14 protein-coding genes are annotated in these 18409 nt (G+C 49.2%); 5 read left to right on the top strand and 9 right to left on the bottom strand.

Going from position 1 to position 18409, the window contains the following annotated elements; translation table 11 throughout:
* Positions 1 to 66: 66 nt before the first annotated feature.
* Entirely contained in the window at positions 67 to 1959 is a 1893-nt protein-coding gene (locus HMPREF0670_RS13795) for an LptF/LptG family permease (protein WP_009231763.1), read from the bottom strand.
* A 222-nt stretch (positions 1960 to 2181) separates the two neighbouring features.
* On the opposite strand from HMPREF0670_RS13795, the gene HMPREF0670_RS13790 reads away from it, so the two are divergent.
* From HMPREF0670_RS13790 to HMPREF0670_RS13775, 3 genes are all read left to right on the top strand, one after another.
* A complete protein-coding gene (locus HMPREF0670_RS13790) occupies positions 2182 to 2601 on the top strand; it encodes a hypothetical protein (protein ID WP_009231762.1) in 420 nt (139 codons plus the stop codon).
* A gap of 798 nt (positions 2602 to 3399) precedes the next feature.
* On the top strand, positions 3400 to 6579 hold the full coding sequence (locus HMPREF0670_RS13780) for a TonB-dependent receptor (protein ID WP_316928773.1): 3180 nt from the start codon (positions 3400 to 3402) through the stop codon (positions 6577 to 6579).
* A gap of 22 nt (positions 6580 to 6601) precedes the next feature.
* Positions 6602 to 8644 carry a RagB/SusD family nutrient uptake outer membrane protein gene (locus tag HMPREF0670_RS13775; protein ID WP_009231760.1) on the top strand — a complete coding sequence of 681 codons (2043 nt, stop codon included), beginning with the start codon at positions 6602 to 6604 and terminating at the stop codon, positions 8642 to 8644.
* Between the two features lie 501 nt (positions 8645 to 9145).
* Here HMPREF0670_RS13775 and HMPREF0670_RS13765 read toward each other — a convergent pair.
* The 4 genes from HMPREF0670_RS13765 to HMPREF0670_RS13750 all read right to left on the bottom strand — a co-directional run bounded on the left by HMPREF0670_RS13765 (position 9146) and on the right by HMPREF0670_RS13750 (position 11464).
* Positions 9146 to 9340 (bottom strand): hypothetical protein, encoded by a 195-nt coding sequence (locus tag HMPREF0670_RS13765; protein WP_009231759.1) that lies wholly within the window; start codon positions 9338 to 9340, stop codon positions 9146 to 9148.
* A 19-nt stretch (positions 9341 to 9359) separates the two neighbouring features.
* The gene (locus tag HMPREF0670_RS13760; protein WP_009231758.1) at positions 9360 to 10541 is read right to left on the bottom strand and encodes a phosphoribosylaminoimidazolecarboxamide formyltransferase; all 1182 of its coding nucleotides are present in this window, start codon (positions 10539 to 10541) and stop codon (positions 9360 to 9362) included.
* Between the two features lie 185 nt (positions 10542 to 10726).
* Positions 10727 to 11128 (bottom strand): DUF2752 domain-containing protein, encoded by a 402-nt coding sequence (locus HMPREF0670_RS13755; RefSeq protein WP_044078359.1) that lies wholly within the window; start codon positions 11126 to 11128, stop codon positions 10727 to 10729.
* A gap of 3 nt (positions 11129 to 11131) precedes the next feature.
* Complete coding sequence (locus tag HMPREF0670_RS13750; protein WP_044078358.1) at positions 11132 to 11464, bottom strand: TM2 domain-containing protein; 333 nt, start codon at positions 11462 to 11464, stop codon at positions 11132 to 11134.
* Positions 11465 to 12803: 1339 nt separating this feature from the next.
* Here HMPREF0670_RS13750 and HMPREF0670_RS13745 point away from each other — a divergent pair.
* Positions 12804 to 13076: a hypothetical protein gene (locus tag HMPREF0670_RS13745; protein ID WP_044078357.1), complete on the top strand. Its 273-nt coding sequence runs from the start codon at positions 12804 to 12806 to the stop codon at positions 13074 to 13076.
* Between the two features lie 83 nt (positions 13077 to 13159).
* Here HMPREF0670_RS13745 and HMPREF0670_RS13740 read toward each other — a convergent pair whose 3' ends face one another.
* Together HMPREF0670_RS13740 and HMPREF0670_RS13735 are read right to left on the bottom strand one after the other, a co-directional pair.
* Positions 13160 to 14755 (bottom strand): leucine-rich repeat domain-containing protein, encoded by a 1596-nt coding sequence (locus HMPREF0670_RS13740; protein WP_009231753.1) that lies wholly within the window; start codon positions 14753 to 14755, stop codon positions 13160 to 13162.
* Between the two features lie 107 nt (positions 14756 to 14862).
* Positions 14863 to 16299, bottom strand: coding sequence for a leucine-rich repeat domain-containing protein (locus HMPREF0670_RS13735; RefSeq protein ID WP_009231752.1), 1437 nt, complete (start codon positions 16297 to 16299; stop codon positions 14863 to 14865).
* A gap of 448 nt (positions 16300 to 16747) precedes the next feature.
* Between HMPREF0670_RS13735 and HMPREF0670_RS13730 the strand changes: the two genes are divergently transcribed.
* Positions 16748 to 17032, top strand: a complete 285-nt coding sequence (locus HMPREF0670_RS13730; RefSeq protein ID WP_044078356.1) for a hypothetical protein — start codon at positions 16748 to 16750, stop codon at positions 17030 to 17032.
* A gap of 111 nt (positions 17033 to 17143) precedes the next feature.
* On the opposite strand, the gene HMPREF0670_RS13725 is transcribed toward HMPREF0670_RS13730, so the two are convergent.
* Together HMPREF0670_RS13725 and HMPREF0670_RS13720 are read right to left on the bottom strand one after the other, a co-directional pair.
* Entirely contained in the window at positions 17144 to 17845 is a 702-nt protein-coding gene (locus tag HMPREF0670_RS13725; RefSeq protein WP_009231750.1) for a nucleotidyl transferase AbiEii/AbiGii toxin family protein, read from the bottom strand.
* Complete coding sequence (locus HMPREF0670_RS13720; protein ID WP_009231749.1) at positions 17842 to 18174, bottom strand: hypothetical protein; 333 nt, start codon at positions 18172 to 18174, stop codon at positions 17842 to 17844. Before HMPREF0670_RS13720 ends, HMPREF0670_RS13725 begins: the two co-directional genes overlap by 4 nt.
* Positions 18175 to 18409 lie beyond the last annotated feature (235 nt).

Below are 18409 nucleotides of genomic sequence, written 5' to 3'. Positions count from 1 at the left end.
CTTTCCCCCCTACTCCTTACTCCTTACTACTTTCTCCTTACCACTTACTCCTTACTACTTAACTACTCAAAGTTTCCCTATCTGCGCGATAATTTGGTTGTTGTTGTGCACCACCACGCGCAAGTCTTTTAGCAAGCGCAGCCTAAATCGCCACATTCTGATGTACAACACCAAACCAACGGGAACCAATATGGCAGCCGCAGTGTTGAGCCATTGCCGGTTAAACGGCCGCGTATGCGCCTTCACCGACATGATGGGATATTCGTTCAGCAGGTTTAAAATGGTCTTATCGCGGGTATTTCCCAAGTCGTCTATCGCCGTTTCGAGCAGTCTGTTAATCTCCTCCATCTCGTTATCCGCCTGATATTCGAAGAACACGCGCTTTACATTAGGAGCCGTTTTCAGTCTATGTGCCTCGGCATAGGCCTGCGCCCTTTCCGTAACTTCGCTCAACAGTTCTGCATCGCGGCCATAGTCTGGCTCGTTTATTATCACCTCCTTCGCCATGATGTTGCGTTTCTGGCGCATGCCCAAAAGATTCATCAGCAAGTTTCGGTAAGCGTCGAAGTTAAACACCGCCGAGTCTTTGTTGGCCTTATAGGTTACAAACACAGCCAACGGCACAAGCACCATCGTGGCCAACAGTTCGCCAAACCAAATGGCCCAGATGCCGCGGCGCGCCATCTGATAGCCCGAATTGTCAAGGATGTAATACACGATGAACACCAACACCGACACGATAACGGGTATTCCCAACCCGCCCTTACGGATGATTGTGCCAAGCGGGGCGCCGATGAAGAAGAAGATTAGGCACGACAGGGACAACACAAACTTCTTGTACATCTCTATCTTGTGCTGCCTTATCATGCGGTTAGCATCTTCCGTCACCATCGCCTTAAACTCCAAGTCGGCATCCACGGCCTGCACTTGCGAACGGGCTATGCCCAACACACTTCGCTTTCCGTCGTTATTCAGTCGGGCAAAGGCACTATCCACGTTAAAAGTCTTCTTTCCTGCCTCCTTTATGGCGGCCAAAGTGTCGGTTCGACTGAGGCCCGACGTGTTGTAATAGCTCATCTGCACCTCATTATAAAACACGCGCCCAATACTGTCGTTGTTATGTTGCAGCGAGTCGAGGTCGCGATACAGCTTTGCCAATCCTTTTCCACGAGCATCGCCCGAGAACAAAGCGGCATCCGTCATATCAAAGTCGCCATTAAAGTCTATGAGCGTTTTCTTCTCCAAGAAAGTCTCCCTTCGGAAGGGCGCGGCAGCATCCCTACCCACCTCTTGCGCTTGATTAGAGAACCATTCGCCGTTCCACAACGTAAGCAACAAGTGTTGTTTCTCGGCCGTTGTCTGCAACATGCCCGAGTCGGCCAATATAATTTCCGAGTCTTCGTAGCTATTGCTCATGCGGTAAATCATGATGCCATAGAACTTACCCGTCTTTACGTCTTTCTTTTGCACGTAGATGTTGCTGTTAGGAATGCCATCGTAGAACACCCCTTCGGGTATTTCCAGCTCCGGGTTCTTCTGTTTCATCGACACAAGCAGCTGCGAAAGCTTGATGGTTGAATAGGGGCCGATGTTGTTTTGGAACACAAACGACGTGGCAGAGATAAAGCAACTCACCACAACCAACGAGCTAAAAGTGCGCGTAAGCGAGATGCCGGCCGACTTGATGGCGGTTAGTTCGGAACTTTCGCCCAGGTTTCCAAAGGTGATGAGCGACGACAACAATATGGCTAGCGGCAAAGCTTGCGGCACCATCATCAATCCCATCCACCAAAAGAATTGTGCCAGAACCTCTATCGTCAGCCCCTTACCCACCAGTTCGTCTACATAACGCCACAGGAACTGCATCATCAGCACGAAAAGGCAGATGAAGAACGTTCCGAGAAACAACATCCCGAACTGCTTACAGATAAATATGTCTAGTTTCTTTATTCTCAACATGTCTTTGTTGTTAAGCCTTCCTCCCGTGGCTTTCAGTTTGCCGAGTGCAGCCTAATTGCTGCAAAATTACCACAAAAATATAAGAAACGGCAAGCTTACAGCCGATAATTTGTACCTGCGCCTGCCCAACACAACCTCGCCATAACATCTTTTACACATTCAACAAGCAAACCTTATTGATAAATTTACTATATTTGCAGCACAATCATAAACCTGTTATTTATGCGTAAACTGCTACTTACCATTAGCCTTTTCGTCACGGCCTTGCTCCCTATCACTGCCCTTTGCCAAACGGCAAAGCCCGACAGCATGATGCCCAAAGACACTATCCAAACCGCCCAAACCACGCCCAAGGATAGCGTTCCACTGTTACTAACCAACCGCATGCTGAAAGAAGTGGTGGTGTTCGGCTACAGACCACCTATCAAGTTCAAGCTAGATTTCTCCTCAGTAGAGTATCAACTCATGAGCATTCGACCCTCCGACCTGAACTTCAACATCCTCGGTTTCCTCGGCTACCTTTTTAAATGGATAGGAAAAGGCCAACACCGCGAGACGAAGGCCGAACGCACTCAACGCCTCTTGCGCGAATACGACCTCATCCCACCGCAATTGCCTACGACAAAGAAGGCCGCAAAATAAGGAATAGGGACCGTTCCCTTCCGTCGTTGTTCACCCAGAACATCCTGAACTAAAAGCTAATCTCATTCATCTACGCAGAAAAGGGAGGCAATTTGTTGTTGTTTGCCCCACCTCATTGTGCCTTCATCCTCACATTGCCAGCCCGAAAACATCTGGCATCCCCCCACTTCGGCATACTATTAACCTTCTTTTTCGTTCCTCGAAAAGTGTGTTTTCTCGCCATGACTATGTCCGAGCAAGCTCGACATTGTTCGTTTGGCTTAACGAAAACGTTCTTCTTCGTTTCTCGAAAAGTGCGTTTTCTCGCCATGACAATGTCCGAGCAAGTTCGACATTGTTCATTTGGCTTAACGAAAACGTTCTTTTCCCGTTCCTTGAAAAGTGCGTTTTCTCGCCATGACAATGTACGAGCAAGCTCGACATTGTTCATTTGGCTTAACGAAAACGTTCCCTTGAACATTATTCATAACGCGCGTGAGAGAAGACTTGCGCCAAGCATTTGCAAACGCTGTTCCCAACGTTTGCATTAACCCCTACAAGCAAAGTGGGGGCAAAGAGCACGCCATCAAATCTCAAATATTTCGTTAAACATTGTTAACCCCCCCCTAAATTGTTAAATATGTTTTATAACTTTGGGCATTCTAACGAAAAAGCATCAATCAACAACCCAGAAGAAATAAAATCAGAGTAAACAAATCACGACAATAACTTAAATTATTTCTTAAACAAATATCCTAAATTTAATTAGCAATGAACAAAAGTAGTAAGCATTTCAGCCCGCGCCTAACCATTACGGCGATGCTGATGTTTTTCTGTTTTATCCTTCATGCACAGCATATCACCGTGACAGGAACGGTGACCGACACTAGCGGTGAGCCTGCCGTTGGTGCCACGGTGCAAGTGCAAGGGACGAAAGTAGGCAGTGTTACCAACCTTGACGGACAATATTCTATACAGTGTTCGCCAAACGCCACGCTCGAATTTAAGTACATCGGGTACGAAACGCAGACGGTGGCAGTGCATGGACGCACGTCGATAGACGTTGCCTTGAAGTCGCTTTCCACCGACTTGAACGAAGTTGTTGTGGTGGGTTACGGCACTCAAAAGAAGGTTAACGTAACGGGAGCCGTGAGCATGGTTGGTTCGGAGGTTATCGAAAACCGCCCCGTAGCCAATGCCACACAGGCCTTGCAGGGTGCAGTTCCCGGCCTTAACTTTTCGCCCAACAACGCCGGCGGCGAGCTGAACAACTCGATGGGCATCCGCATTCGTGGAACAGGCTCCATCGGCAATGGTTCTTCGGACAGTCCGTTGGTACTTATCGACGGCATCGAGGGCGACATCAACGCCCTTAACCCCAACGACATCGAGAGCGTATCGGTGCTTAAAGACGCAGCCTCGGCATCCATCTATGGTACGCGTGCCGCCTTCGGTGTTATCTTGATTACAACCAAGAGCGGCAAGAGCGGTAAGGTAAGGGTGAACTATTCGGGCGACTTACGTTTCAGCACAGCCACACAGCTACCCCGAATGGCCAACTCTTTGGAATGGGCCAACTATATGAACGTGGGCAGCGAGAACGCAGGTGCGCCCCATCAGTTCAGCGACGAAACTGTTGAACGAATAAAGAAATATATGAACGGCGAGTACACCGACCCCAAAAAGCCCGAATATTATGGTACGATAAGGTCTACCAGTGACAGCAGATGGGCCAACTACATGGGCGCATTCGCCAATACCGACTGGTTTAAGGAACACTATAAGAGCAATGTTCCCTCTACGCAACACAACCTAAGCATGAGTGGGGGAAACGACAAGTTCAACTGGTTGGTAAGCACCGGCTACTTGTTACAGAACGGTTTGATACGCCACGGACACGACGAGTTGAACCGTTACACCATCAACGGCAAGATGAACGCACAGCTGGCCGAATGGGCAAGAATGGAATACTCCACCAAATGGACGCGCAAAGACTACGAACGTCCGCAATATATGTCTGAGTTGTTCTACCACAACATTGCCCGTCGCTGGCCCACTAGCCCCGTTGTAGACCCCAATGGGCACTGGATGGCCGAGATGGAAATAGAGGAATTGGAAAACGGTGGCATACATCGCACCAACGACGACCAGTTCACCCAGCAGATGAAGTTCATCTTTACCCCGTTAGCGGGCTGGAACATCTATGCAGAAGGTGCATTGCGCGTAGACAACTACAAGAGCACCACGAGCAGAATACCCATCTACAACTATGATGCAGACAACAAACCCATGCTGCGCGACAGCGGATATGGAACGGTGAGCAACTATACCGACTACCGTTGGCGCGAAAACTATTACGCCGTGAACGTATACACCGATTATGCACGCAGCTTTGGCCCACACAACTTAAAGGGACTGCTGGGTTTGAACTTCGAACGCTACAACCAAGACCACGTTAACGGCTATGGCGAAAACCTCACGATGAACGAGCGAGCTTTCCTAAGCCAGACACAAAAGAACTTTAAGGCATCCGACGGATACTGGCATCGTGCAACGGCTGGCTACTTCGGTCGTCTTAACTATAACTACAACGACATCTACATGTTGGAGTTCAACATGCGTTACGATGGCTCGTCGCGTTTCACCTCCGACAAGCGTTGGGCATGGTTTCCCTCGGTTTCGTTGGGTTGGAACGTTGCTCGCGAAGAGTTCTTCAAAAAGCTAACCGACAAGCTCAGCACACTTAAGTTGCGCGCATCATGGGGACAACTTGGCAACACCAGCTCAAAATACGACTCGTTCTGGGCGTGGTACCCCTTCTATCAACAGCAATCTCTCGCTTCGCAAAACAGCTCGTGGCTTATCAACGGCCAAAAACAGAACACGGCTTCACTTCCCAGCATCGTCAACAGATCGTTGACCTGGGAAACCATCGAGACATGGGATGTTGGTTTAGACTGGGCCGCATTCAACAACAGACTCACGGGTTCGTTCGATTGGTATGTGCGCACCACCAAAGACATGATTGGCCCTGCTCCCATCCTGGGCTCGGTATTGGGAACAGATGCTCCTAAAACCAACAACTGCGACATGCGTTCTACTGGCTGGGAACTTGAATTAGGTTGGCGCGACCAAATTGCACAAGTGAAATACGGCGTGAAACTCAACCTAAGCGATGCAACCTCTAAGATATTGAGATACCCCTACGAAGGTAAGTTCGAGAACCAAAACATCAACGGCTACTACAACGGTAAGCAACTTAATGAAATTTGGGGCTACGAAAGTGTTGGCTTGGCACAATCTAACGAGGAAATGGCCGAATGGCTCAAAGGCAACAAGCCCAACTGGGGCAGCAACTGGGGAGAAGGCGACGTGATGTACAAGAACCTTGTTGACCGCGTAGACGAAAATGGGAACAAGATTGACGAAGGGGTGGTTAACGCCGGCAGCAACACTTTGGGCGATCATGGCGACAAAAAGGTGATAGGCAACTCTACGCCTCGCTACAACTTCGGCATTACCCTCAACGCCGAGTGGAAAGGTTTCGACTTCTCCATCTTCTTCCAAGGCGTGATGAAACGCGATTGGATGTTCGGCGCAGGCCAACCCTACTTCTGGGGCGCAACAGGTAACGTATGGCAGTCTACCGTTTTCAAAGAGCACCTAGACTATTGGAGCAAAGACAACAAGGGCGCATACTATCCCAAACCTTATGTAGAGGGTGGAATAACAAAGAACCAAGAACCGCAAACACGTTATTTGCAGAACGCTGCCTACATGCGCTGTAAGAACATACAGTTGGGTTACAGCTTGCCCACCTCGCTTATCAGCCGTGCAGGCCTGTCTAACTGCCGCATTTACTTCTCGTGCGACAACCTGTTCACCATCACGAAACTCTCAAGCGTGTTCGACCCCGAGGGCTTAGGCGGCGGATGGGGTTCGGGTAAACTCTATCCCTTGCAAAGAACCTTCGCCTTTGGAGTAAACGTAAGTTTCTAAATCATTATTAAGAAGTATCATTATGAAAATCAACATAAAGAGTATTGGCGCATGTGCAGCGTTGGCTTTGGCCTGCTTTGGCACTACATCGTGTAACGATGCGCTCGACCTCAAGCCCGTGAACCAAATCACGCCCGACGACTTTTACAAGTCGGCCGACCAGCTGGCTGCCTATCTTAACAATTATTACGCCGGCTATTTGTCTAACCCCTATACCGACATGTTCCACGTTGAAGGGCGTTACAACGACGGCATGGCACATTCAGACGCCAACACCGACATCTTTGTGCAAGGAAACGGAAACACCAGACTTTACAGCGACAAGCATTGGGAAGTGCCTTCGGGCAAGGTGCTGCAAGGTTACTATGGCGGCGTGCGCATTTACAATTTCCTGCTCGACAAGATTAACAAAAGCCTTGCCGCAAAAGTCTTGGCTAAGGATGCGGCCGTGAAGAATTATCTCGGCGAAGCCTATTTCTTCCGTGCCCTGTCGTACTTTAATTTGCTGGCCAATTACGGAGACGTGCCTGTGGTGAAAGAAGTTTTGCCCGATGAGAACAGCGCCATCGTACAAAACAGCGTACGCACTCCCCGCAACGAAGTGGCTCGATTTATACTTACCGACCTAGATTCGGCCATAAATAACCTCTACAACAGAAGTGTGTTTAAAGGGCAACGCGTCAATAAAGAAGCGGCCTTGCTGTTAAAGTCGCGTATCGCCCTGTTCGAAGCAACGTTCGAGAAATACCATAAAGGCTCGGGCCGCGTGCCGGGCGATGCCAATTGGCCTGGCGCACGCATGACTTACAACCAAGGTAAGACGTTCAACATCGACGGCGAGATTTCTTTCTTCCTGCAAGAGGCCATGAACGCAGCCAAGCAAGTGGCCGATAAGGTTGAGCTAACTGCCAACAACCATCAGATGAATCCAAACGACGGACAAACCGCAAACTGGAACAACTACTTCGAAATGTTCAGCCAACCCTCGCTAGCCGAAGTGCCAGAGGTGTTGTTGTGGAGACAATACAGCAGCGCATTAAGCATAACACACGACGTGCCCATGCGTACGAAGGTGGGATGTAACGATGGATTTACGCGTGCCTTCACCCAGTCGTTCCTCATGGCCAACGGCAAACCCATCTATGCCGCGGGCTCTGGCTACAAAGGCGACAACACCTTGGATGCCGTCAAGAGCAACCGCGACGAGCGTTTGCAACTTTTCGTTTGGGGAGAGAGCAACAAGGTAGACACCGACCCCGCTGCGGGCAAGCTCCGAAAACTGTATGCCGCACCTGGCGACACACTGAGTTACATCACCACATCGGTGGTTGAAACGCGTTGCATAACAGGCTACCAACCCAGAAAGTACTACACCTACGACTATGCGCAAAGCATGAACGACGAGTTGCGAGGCACTAATGCTTGTCCCATCTTCCGCACAGCCGAGGCTATGCTCAACTATATGGAGGCATGCTACGAACTAACTGGTGCACTCGATGCCACGGCACAAGGCTATTGGAAAGCACTCAGGAAACGCGCAGGTGTTGATACCAACTACCAAACAACCATCGACGCTACTGATTTGAGTCAGGAAGGCGACTGGTCGGTTTACTCTGGCACAACGCCCGTTTCAACCACTTTGTACAACATCAGGCGCGAACGCATGAACGAACTCTTCAGCGAAGGACTCCGTTATCAAGACCTGATACGCTGGCGTTCGTTCGACAAGATGCTCACAACGAAGTGGATTCCCGAAGGGGCCAACTTCTGGGACGAAATGTACAAGAGCTATCTTGACAAGAAAGGCAACGCACCCAAGGCCGACGGAACGGCAGATGCAGTGGTGTCTTCCAAAGATCTGAGCAAGTATTTGCGTCCGTACAGCCGCTCTATGCAGGCTAGCAACGAACTAAAAGACGGCTACAAATGGCACGAGGCCTATTACCTCGCCCCCATTGGTGTGGGCGACTTGCAAACGGCATCGCCCGATCGCAGCGTGGCCAACAGCAACATGTATCAGAACGCGAACTGGCCAACGACTGCTGGTTCGCACGCTGAAAAGTAGTGATGAGGTTTGAGGTGGTGAGTTTCTAAAGTTTTTTAGGCTTTAAGTTGGTGAGTTAGGAAGACAGCCAAACACCAACACTTAAAATACTACGAACGTTTTCGTTAAGCCAAATGAACAATGTCGAGCTTGCTCGAACATTGTCATGGCGAGAAAACGCACTTTTCAAGGAACGAGAAAAGAACGTTTTCGTTAAGCCAGATGAACAATGTCGAGCTTGCTCGAACATGGTCATGGCGAGAAAACGCACTTTTCGAGGAACGAGAAAAGAACTTAATAAGCTCAACAACTCACCACCTCAATCACCGCATAAACTCAAAGCAGCACCTTGCTGGCAAAATGAAACAAAGCTCCATTCGATGGGACAACAATGATTTGTTGCCCATCGAATGGCGCTTTGTTCGTTTCTCTAACTCCTACATTTCGTTGATTAAGCTGTCCGCCGTTTGCAGAGAGGCAGCCTTTCTCACCTTGATTTTCTACGCCCGAGGAAACACACCTTTACCGTTTCTTATGCCTATTGGCGCGTTGTTCGCGATACTTTGCCTTTTGTTTGGCCGAACCGCTGCCATGCGCGCCCGTGATGTATTTCTTCTTCTTGGCCTTGGTCTTCACCTTATCCTCCTTCTTGCCGCCGCCAGAAGAGCCCTTGCGGAAAGTCATTCCGCCACCAGAGATTATCTCGTCGATGTCCATGTGCAAAACGTTTTGGGGATTAATGGTGGAAAAGTCTTACGCCCGTAAAAGCCATAGCGATGTTATACTTATCGCAAGTGGCCACAACATGGTCGTCGCGAACAGAGCCGCCAGCCTGCGCAATAAAGTCTACGCCGCTTTTGTGGGCACGCTCGATGTTGTCGCCGAAGGGGAAGAAAGCATCGCTACCCAAGCAAACGCCGTGGTTTTGGGCAATCCATTGGCGTTTCTCTTGCAGCGTAAGGGGTTCGGGCTTGGTTTTGAAGAACTGCTGCCACGTACCGTCTGCCAACACGTCTTCGCTCTCATCGCCGATGTAAAGGTCGATGGTGTTATCGCGGTCGGCACGCCTAATGTCGTCTACAAAGGGCAAATTCATCACCTTGGGATGTTGGCGCAGCCACCACGCATCTGCCTTGCTGCCTGCCAAGCGCGTGCAATGTATGCGACTTTGCTGACCGGCACCAATGCCGATGGCTTGCCCGTCCTTAACATAACACACCGAATTGCTTTGCGTATATTTAAGGGTGATAAGCGCAATGATGAGGTCGCGAAGAGCCTCTGGCGTAAAATGTTTGTTCCGTGTGGGGATGTTCTCAAACAATTTCGGGTCGTCTAACTTTATGTCGTTACGTCGCTGCTCGAAGGTTATGCCAAACACTTGTTTCCGTTCAAGCGGTTCGGGCGTGTAGGCAGGGTCTATCTGCAACACGTTGTACGTACCCTTCCGCTTCTCTTTCAGTATGGCCAACGCCTCTGGGGTATAGTCGGGAGCGATTACGCCATCCGAAACTTCGGGTTTGATGAGCAAAGCCGTCGACTCATCGCATGTGTCGCTCAGCGCGATAAAGTCGCCAAAGCTACTCATTCGGTCGGCTCCGCGCGCCCTAGCGTATGCGCATGCCAAGGGCGAGAGCGGCATTTGTGCATCGTTTACAAAGTAAATGCGTTTCAGCGTGTCGGTAAGCGGCAGGCCAACGGCTGCTCCGGCAGGCGACACGTGTTTGAAACTGGCCGCGGCAGGCAGTCCGATGGCCGCTTTCAGTTCCTTTACTAGCTGCCAACTGTTAAGCGCATCAAGGAAATTGATGTATCCGGGGCGGCCGCTTAACACCTTAATGGGCAAGTTGCCGTCGGCCATAAAGATGCGCGACGGCTTTTGGTTGGGGTTGCAACCATACTTCAAGGCAAGTTCTTTCATCTCTTTGTTGGGTTTAATTGCCTTGCAAAGATAACAAAAAATAATGGGAAATGCAGGGCCTGCTGCTGGGTAATTGCCTAATAATGTGTGCGCTGCGCCACACTTTCAAGTGGCCAACGCCCCAAGTTTACGTCTTTCAAGGTACATAAAAGTGCGAGAACATCTTATTGAAACGCCCCAATGTTCTAGTTGAAATGCCTGAAAAGGAGGAACGCCCAAACACATAACTCCCACGCCACAAACGCGGCAAACACACGCTTGCGACTTAAAACCTGCTGTACTTGTGCATAAATCTGTTGCGCAAAAGGCTTTCGGCACAACCAACCGACCACAAGACTGAGCGTAAAAACCAAGGCGGCAGGCGCAACAAGCAGCACATTGGGATTGGAAACCACTGCTTGCCACGGCTCGCCATGCAGCAAATGCACCAATCCGCGCGTTGTTCCGCAGGCGGGACATGGCATACCTGTTACTGAACGTATCGGACAGACAACTACATTTGTCGGCCAAACCACGTTCAGCAACAGCCAAGCCACACCTAATATATATAATAAGGTGAGGATTTTAAATTCTTTCCTTGCCGTCAACGATTAGATGATGCTCATCAGCTTTTGCAGATTCTGCTGGCGCGTTGCATCCATGATAAGGAACAGATCGATAAGTGCCCATACGCCCAAGCCACCACAAGTAAGTAGTTTTGCAATACCGATGCCAATCTGTTCTAGATAGAAACGATCTACGCCTAATGTTCCAGCCAATATCGAGATAATAAGCGAAGTGATGGGGTCTTTAAACTGGATGCAAGCCAAAGTAGCGGCTTGTGAGTCGTCCATGTGCTCGAAAATCTCGCGCACTTGTGGCAAACTAGTTTCTGGGAAGTACTTGCCATAGGTAGCAAGCATAATGTTTACGTCTCTTTCCATAGTTATAAATGTGATGTGTTGCTGCAAAGTTACACATTTTTTATTACAAAAAAGGTTTCTCGTTCCGTTTTTAAGTTTATTGTTCTTTTCCCGTTCCTCTAAAAGTGCGTTTTCTCGCCATGACAATGTCCGAGCAAGCTCGACATTGTTCATTTGGCTTAACGAAAACGTTCTAGATTTTTTTATCAGAATGGTTGTTGAGCATTAGGCTAGAAAAAGCCATCTTATCTTTTAATGTTTCTACGAACAGAAGGGTGTTTGTTGTCTTCGTGGTGGCATCACAAGGTAAGCACTCCTCCCATATACGAAGTGCAGGGCAAATCAACTTACCAGCCTATGAACTCACGAAAACCAAAACTCCCAAAGACATCCATTCATCAATTTACAATCCCAACAACGCATAGCTTATCCACTCAAAAACTCATCAACCCACCAACTCATCAACTCAAAAACTTAAAATCTTTGTTTTTATTTTACAACGGCACATTATTTTCCACGCCGTTCTAGCGAAAATCGGGGTTAAAAAGTAGGTAAAACACTACTATTTCTTGCTTTTCACTTCTCCCAACGTGTCTGTTTTTAAGAAAAAACCTGCATTTTGCACGCTTTTGCCTTTCCAGAATGGTTGCTAACTCATCATTTTTCAGGCTCAATTACCCGTTTTTAGACCCTAAAATCCCACTCTTTAACCACTATTTTGCCCTTTTCAGCCATGAATTTCATGGTTCTAAAAGGTTTTGTTTATACCATTGCAGCGCATTTTTATGCGTTTTGCCTTGCATTTAGCACCATTTTACCCTGCATTTAGCACCAAAACGCACTACGTTTAGCACCAAAATGCACTTCATTTAGCACCAAAACACACTGCGTTTAGCACCAAAATGCGCGGTATTTAGTAGCAAAACGCACTTCATTTTGCCGCAAAAAGCCCCAAAACGGGTGTTAATGGCGATGTCTTTAAATAAATATTCACTTTGACTGCATGCACGACTACCCCCTTTTTGCACCAAAACAAACCTCCGCGAGAATCGATTTTTTGCGACAAGGTGAGCGGTTGGTGGACAGAAAGGGCACTTATTATGTTAAATTTCTTACTGAAAACTAGACAAAAACAATTATGCCGCACACACGTCCGTGGGCAACGGCACGGACAACACGTACGCTTAAACCAGCAGCGCAAGCGGTTGTAGGGCAGGCCACGCACGGCCAACGAAGTCAGCATCATGCAAAAGCAGAGGCATGCAGCCATCTACCGCCGGCTTTCAACTTGTAGAAAACACACGGAACGACTTCAACCAAAGCCCCTTGTTGATGCACAACCACATTTTGCCACATACAAATGGTGCAGCAATTAGCCAACAGCGATTGGAGTTCGAAAGCCATTTTCTTTCAGCAACAAATGCGCAACGTTGCCATGTGCTTAAACCCAACAAACACACAAACAGCTTATGATGGCCTGCTTACGGGCGCATCAAACGCCGCCAAGATAGAGACTATCACAAGCTGTTTGCCCAATCAAGTTGGTATCTTTTATGGTTGCCAAGGCATGCGCAGCCTAAACCAAGCCCACCCGGCTAAGGGCAGGCAAGCCCAAAGCCACACAAGCGCGTAAGCTTAAAGTAAGCACAAGCCCATTAACAAAGGCTTTAAAGGTGCATCAACTCCACGGTCCCTGCCAACTCATAACACGCAACCTCACTTCACCAGCACTTTCCTCGTCCTGCCATCGCTCATCCGTATGATGTTCACGCCGCGTTGTGGGGCGTAAATGCGCACGCCTTGTAGGTTGTAACGAGCAGCCTCAACGGCATCGGCAGCAGGCACAGCAGGCGCATTAATGCCTGTAACCACCGCTTTCAGGTCGTCTTCTACGCCGTTGAAAATAAAGCTGGTCCAGTCGGCCGACTTCTCGTAAGCCTTCTTTTGGCCTTTAACCACATGCAGATTGATAGAGCTAGAAAAGTCGGCAAAGGCATCTTGGTGGCAAGCGGGCGGGTTAAGGGCATATACATTGAGCGTTGTTTCCAAACTGTTGTATGCCACAAACTTTGCGCCAATATACGTTGTGGTAGAGGGGAGCGTGATGGTGGCGAGCCTATAGCAGGCAGCAAACATGCCATCGCCTATGCGCTGAACGCCTTCGGGGATGGTAGCCTCCTCTATCTCACAGAAATAGAAGCAGCTGTCGCCAATCTCGCGCACCGTTGAAGGGATGTTAACTTGGCATCCAGTGAAGGTAAACGCCCACTTGCCTATCTTTGTCAGCCCCTCGGGTAGCACCACTTCGTTCAGTCTGGCCCTCTTCTTTTCGGCCTCGTCGTTGATAAGCTTATAGGCATTGCCGCCGCCACACTCTTGGAAAGCGCCCGTTGCCAACTCCTTAACAGTGGCGGGAACGGTGTACTTGTTGCCCCGTTTAGACGTGGGATAGCAGATGAGCAGGGTTGCGCCCTTATCAAACAGCACGCCATTTGTGGACACAAATTGTGCATTGCCCTCGGCAACGTTGATGCTTTCGAGTGCGTAGGTGGAGGCGAAAGCATCCTCGCCAACGAAAGTTACAGCTTTTGGAAGGGTGATGGCACTGATGTATTTTGCCCCACCAAAGGCCAAACTACCCACACGCTGAACCACTTCGGGCACTTGCACCTCGCCTGTGCCTTTCTTAAAGCACTGCAACAGCGTGTTGTCGGCATTGCGGATAAGCAGGCTATCCACAAGGTCGAAGTTGTTGTTGGCGGCAGGCACGCTCACCTCGGTAAGACTTTTGAGGTGGGCAAAAGCCCCTTCGCCAATCTTTTCTACCGATGCAGGCAGGTTTACGCGGCGTATGTTCGTGCCTACAAAGGCACATTGGCCAATGCTTTTCAGGCCTTCGGGCAGGTCGGCCTTGCAAAGCGAATTGGTGTAGGCAAAGGCATACGCCCCCACATCTTTAAGTGTGGTGGGGAAATATACGTGGGTTACGTAAGTAAACCCCTGCAACCAATGCGCCGGAATGCGCTCCAGCTGCGCCTCTTGCAGGTTGATGCTGTGCAAATCATCCAACAAACTGGGCTGGGCAAGCTTGGCGATGAAACGCATGTCGGCATCGTTTAGCGGTCCGATAACGCGTAATCCCTGATGCTTGTCGGGGTTGGCCTCGGCAAAAGCCTGCTCCAACGTGCCCGCTTTGGTTACTTGCAAGGTGGTTTGGTTAAAGTAAGGATCCTTGTCGCTGTACTTTCCTTTTTGCGCCATTACGTTCAACGTGCAGGCGATGCAAAACAATTGCAGTATAATTCTTCTCATAAGGTGTAAATATTTAGGTGTGATATGTTATGCAGTTATCATGACAAGGTAAGCGAAAGGGGCCTGAGCGGCATGCGATGTTGCCGTTCAAGCCCCTCTATGAGCCCTTATTTCACAAATGCCTTTCGTTGGCTTTTGGCCTTATGGTCGGTGAGCGAAGCCCAGGTTTCGTTGTCGTGGTAAGGCTTTTTGTCGCCGTTTGGCACTTCCAGCTTGGGGTTCGTGCCAATGTTTGCGAATGCTTCTGCGTGGCACCTAGGCGGTGTTGTGGCATGTATCTCGATGGTTTTCAGTCCGTCGGAGAGGTCGAACACGCCTCGCCCTACATATTCAAGGCTGGCAGGCAGCACCACCTTGCGCAGCGAATAGCAAGCGTAGAAGGTGCAATCCTCCAGTCGGCTAATGCCTTCGGGCAGCACGGCCTCTTCGATGTCGGTGTAATAAAAGCAGTTGTAGCCGATGGCCCTCACCGTTGAAGGGATGTTTACGTGCTGAACGCCGGCGAAAAGGAAGGCCTCGTGGCCGATAATTTCAAGTCCTTCGGGCAAAGCCACGGTCTTTAAGCGCAGTTCGGCCTTATCTTTTGCGGCCGCATGTGTGTTTTGTCCGCCCGCCTCTTGAAACGCGCCAGCTGCTAACTTCTTCACCGTTGCAGGCACTTCGTACTTGTTTCCGTTGCGCGATGCGGGGTAGGCGATAAGCTTTGTGCGGTCTTTATTAAAGAGAACACCCTCTGCCGACGAGGAATAGCGTGGGTTATCGGCCGCCACCTCTATGCGGGCAAGGCTGTATGTGGAGGCGAAAGCATCGTGGCCGATGCGCGTTACCGATGCGGGAATGTTCACCTGCGTAACCTCTTGCGCCTTGCTAAAAGCCAATGCGCCGATGGCCTGCGTGCCTTGGGGAACGTCGACCGGGCCTTTGCGGTAGTTGAAACATTGCAGCAGGGTGTTCGTATCCTTGTCGAAGAGCAGCCCTTGGCGCACATCGTAGCGTGCGTTGCCCTCGGCAATGTGCAGTTGGGTTAGCTCTTTCATGCCGGCCAATGCGCCTTCGCCGATGTGTTTGATGCCTGCGGGCAGGCTAAGCGTGCGTAAGTGTAGGTTGGCAAAAGCCTGTTCGCCGATGCTTTCCAGGCTTTGGGGCAACTCGATGCTTAGCAGGGCGTTGCAATTGGCAAAGGCGAAGTCGCCAACGGCTTTCAGCTGGGTGGGGAAATAAAAGTGGGTGAGAAACACCAAGCCTTCGAACGCATGGTCGGGAAGGCGTTCGATGAAGGCATCGTGCAGGTTGATGCTGTGCAGACTGTCGAGTTCGTTGCCCGCCGAAAGCTTGGCCAGGAAGGCGATGTCGGTAGCATTGATGGGACCCACCACGCGGATGCCCGTCATATCTTTGGGGTTAAGGGCGTGGAAGAGGTCTTCAAGGGTACCTGGTTCCTCGATGTTGATGGTTAAGGCGTTGAAAAACGTGTCGTTATCCTGTCGGTAGCCAAACGTTTGTTCGTCGTTCGTGTTTGGCGTTTGGGATATGTTTTGTGTCATGTCGCTTTTGTTTTTAAATGAAATGTTTTTGTGTTGCGGCTGCCTCGTGCGCGCCTAAGGCATTGCGTTGACTGGCCTTCGTGCCTGCATTTGCGCGGCAGAAAAGCTTAAAACGCGCGGAAGGCGTTTGGCAAAAGGCAAGCCTTATTACTTGTTTGCAGCTGCAAAAATACAATTTCTTACCATTTTGGGCAATACCTAAAAGATGGTATTTATACCTTGTCTAAAATAAAAACGCGGGGTGCAACGGCCGCGGAAATGGCGAGAAAGAGAAGTAAATGAACAGCGGGGTGGCAGCCAACACACCACCCCACCGAAACATTCGGAAATATTTTCGGAGGAAACAGGCTCATGATGAGGTATAATTTGCAACCTTTTTTATATCTTTGCAACGATAGAAACGAAATGGTTGGCAACTGCATGCCAACCCGATAATGGCATTAAGATAATGAAACAGGATTTAATGGCATTGGTGAAAGCCGTAGAAAAGAAATTAGGACAGAGCATAACGGTGGCAACCGACTTCGAGAAACTGGCCTTGGCGTTTGCTCGACAGCATGTTATGTTGCAGCCCACCTCGCTGAAACGGCTTTGGGCACACCTTTCGGGAGCCGAGAAACCTTCGGCCGAAGTGCTGGATAAGGTGGCGTTGTTTGTGGGTTTCCAAAGCTGGAAGGACTTTAAAGACGCGCTGCACGGCGACGACGACGGACAAACCAATTACGAAGTGTAGCTTTTTTGTGCGCGCTTAGTGCCACGTATGGGCAACAAAAGCCGCTTTACACCCCCCTCCTCCTACGGAGAGTGGGGAGCGACAGCTGTTGAAGTGGCAACGCATCATTCCCTAACTGGTCTGGCTATCTAACTCTCCCACGGCTGCAGTACTCGCGCCTTTGTCGCGCATCTTCTTTATTTCTTCCGTTATACACGCTTGTATATCTGCAGCAGTAACATCGTAGATTGGGGCCAGCTGCTTAAACTTGCCTTCCTTACGAAACCTTTCGCCATTGCTCAAAATGGCAAGTAGGTTTTTCTCTTTAAGCATATAACCCGAATGCGATATGGCCATGGCAACCATTTCTCTTAAATCCGCCCCTGCTTTAAGTATCGAATAGAGGTCGTAATAGTCTCTAAATCTACTGCGCCTTGACATCGTTTCCATCTTCATTGCTCCAATAGAAACAACATCTGCCACCTTCAAATTGTTCTGAATCGTGATTTCGCGCATTGCAGAGAGTTTCTTTCTGGGTGCAGCATAGAAAGACAACTTTACGCCATCAACAGTAAAAAGCGCATGATCAAAGCCTAAAATGTCTACATGTTCCACCTTTCCAATCGTTTCAAGTCCGCGCTTTATTCCTGGCCAATCTATTTCTAGCCTGTCGTTTTTGTCGGCTTTCCATCTCATAAAGTCAAGGTCTTCACTTAGGCGTGTGCCCAATTGAAGAGACAAGGCGGTTCCACCCACTAACACAAAGGGCTTTATACACTCCAATTTTGAAACAGAACTGAATATCTTAGATACATTCGGTGCCAATCCTTTCATGTCGAAATCTTATTTAATTGCCTTGTCGCCATCGCCTTTACGTATGCGCCAGGTCTCTTGGCATTGAAATAATAGAAAGCTAAAAACTTGTTGAGCGTGTAGAGATAGCTGCCTTGCGGGATGAGATTTCTAATCCAACAGGCCTTAATTTGCTTGTAGGGGTAAATCAGAAAAAGCTTGTTAATGTCTTTAAGGTCAAGGTGCAGCATCACCAATTCTATCAAGAACTCGTCCGTGATGTTGTTGATAGAACTGGAATCGTAAGACCAAAAGCAATGTTCTTGCTTCAGTTTCGTCAATAATTGCCGCTTTATCTCTGCTTTTTGCATACTACACAACGATGTTTACCCACTTGCAAATATACGCAAAACAAATGTTACGAACAAATTAAGCGGTAAGCAAATCAACTACAATCGTGCCATAAAGCAACTGCACATACTAAACCTCGTACGTACTGGCACGCATGCCGACTTGTTTTAACAGCTTTTCTTATGAAATAACGTAAACAGAAAAGCACCTTTCCCCTACCCTTTCAAGCCCACAAAAACGTTATTGGCGGCGTTT

Origin of the sequence: Prevotella sp. oral taxon 317 str. F0108 (assembly GCF_000162415.1) — a bacterium.
Taxonomy (GTDB): domain Bacteria; phylum Bacteroidota; class Bacteroidia; order Bacteroidales; family Bacteroidaceae; genus Prevotella; species Prevotella conceptionensis.
Note: the sequence above shows the minus strand (reverse complement) of the source record. Positions and strands in the feature narration are given on the sequence as shown.

What these genes read in the sequence shown, in the direction of transcription:
- HMPREF0670_RS13765 (WP_009231759.1), bottom strand. Translation starts at nt 9,340, where the DNA reads ATGGACATCGACGAGATAATCTCTGGTGGCGGAATGACTTTCCGCAAG.
- HMPREF0670_RS13745 (WP_044078357.1), top strand. Translation starts at nt 12,804, where the DNA reads ATGGTGCAGCAATTAGCCAACAGCGATTGGAGTTCGAAAGCCATTTTC.
- HMPREF0670_RS13780 (WP_316928773.1), top strand. Translation starts at nt 3,400, where the DNA reads ATGCTGATGTTTTTCTGTTTTATCCTTCATGCACAGCATATCACCGTG.
- HMPREF0670_RS13730 (WP_044078356.1), top strand. Translation starts at nt 16,748, where the DNA reads ATGAAACAGGATTTAATGGCATTGGTGAAAGCCGTAGAAAAGAAATTA.
- HMPREF0670_RS13790 (WP_009231762.1), top strand. Translation starts at nt 2,182, where the DNA reads ATGCGTAAACTGCTACTTACCATTAGCCTTTTCGTCACGGCCTTGCTC.
- HMPREF0670_RS13720 (WP_009231749.1), bottom strand. Translation starts at nt 18,174, where the DNA reads ATGCAAAAAGCAGAGATAAAGCGGCAATTATTGACGAAACTGAAGCAA.
- HMPREF0670_RS13735 (WP_009231752.1), bottom strand. Translation starts at nt 16,299, where the DNA reads ATGACACAAAACATATCCCAAACGCCAAACACGAACGACGAACAAACG.
- HMPREF0670_RS13740 (WP_009231753.1), bottom strand. Translation starts at nt 14,755, where the DNA reads ATGAGAAGAATTATACTGCAATTGTTTTGCATCGCCTGCACGTTGAAC.
- HMPREF0670_RS13775 (WP_009231760.1), top strand. Translation starts at nt 6,602, where the DNA reads ATGAAAATCAACATAAAGAGTATTGGCGCATGTGCAGCGTTGGCTTTG.
- HMPREF0670_RS13725 (WP_009231750.1), bottom strand. Translation starts at nt 17,845, where the DNA reads ATGAAAGGATTGGCACCGAATGTATCTAAGATATTCAGTTCTGTTTCA.
- HMPREF0670_RS13760 (WP_009231758.1), bottom strand. Translation starts at nt 10,541, where the DNA reads ATGAAAGAACTTGCCTTGAAGTATGGTTGCAACCCCAACCAAAAGCCG.
- HMPREF0670_RS13750 (WP_044078358.1), bottom strand. Translation starts at nt 11,464, where the DNA reads ATGGAAAGAGACGTAAACATTATGCTTGCTACCTATGGCAAGTACTTC.
- HMPREF0670_RS13795 (WP_009231763.1), bottom strand. Translation starts at nt 1,959, where the DNA reads ATGTTGAGAATAAAGAAACTAGACATATTTATCTGTAAGCAGTTCGGG.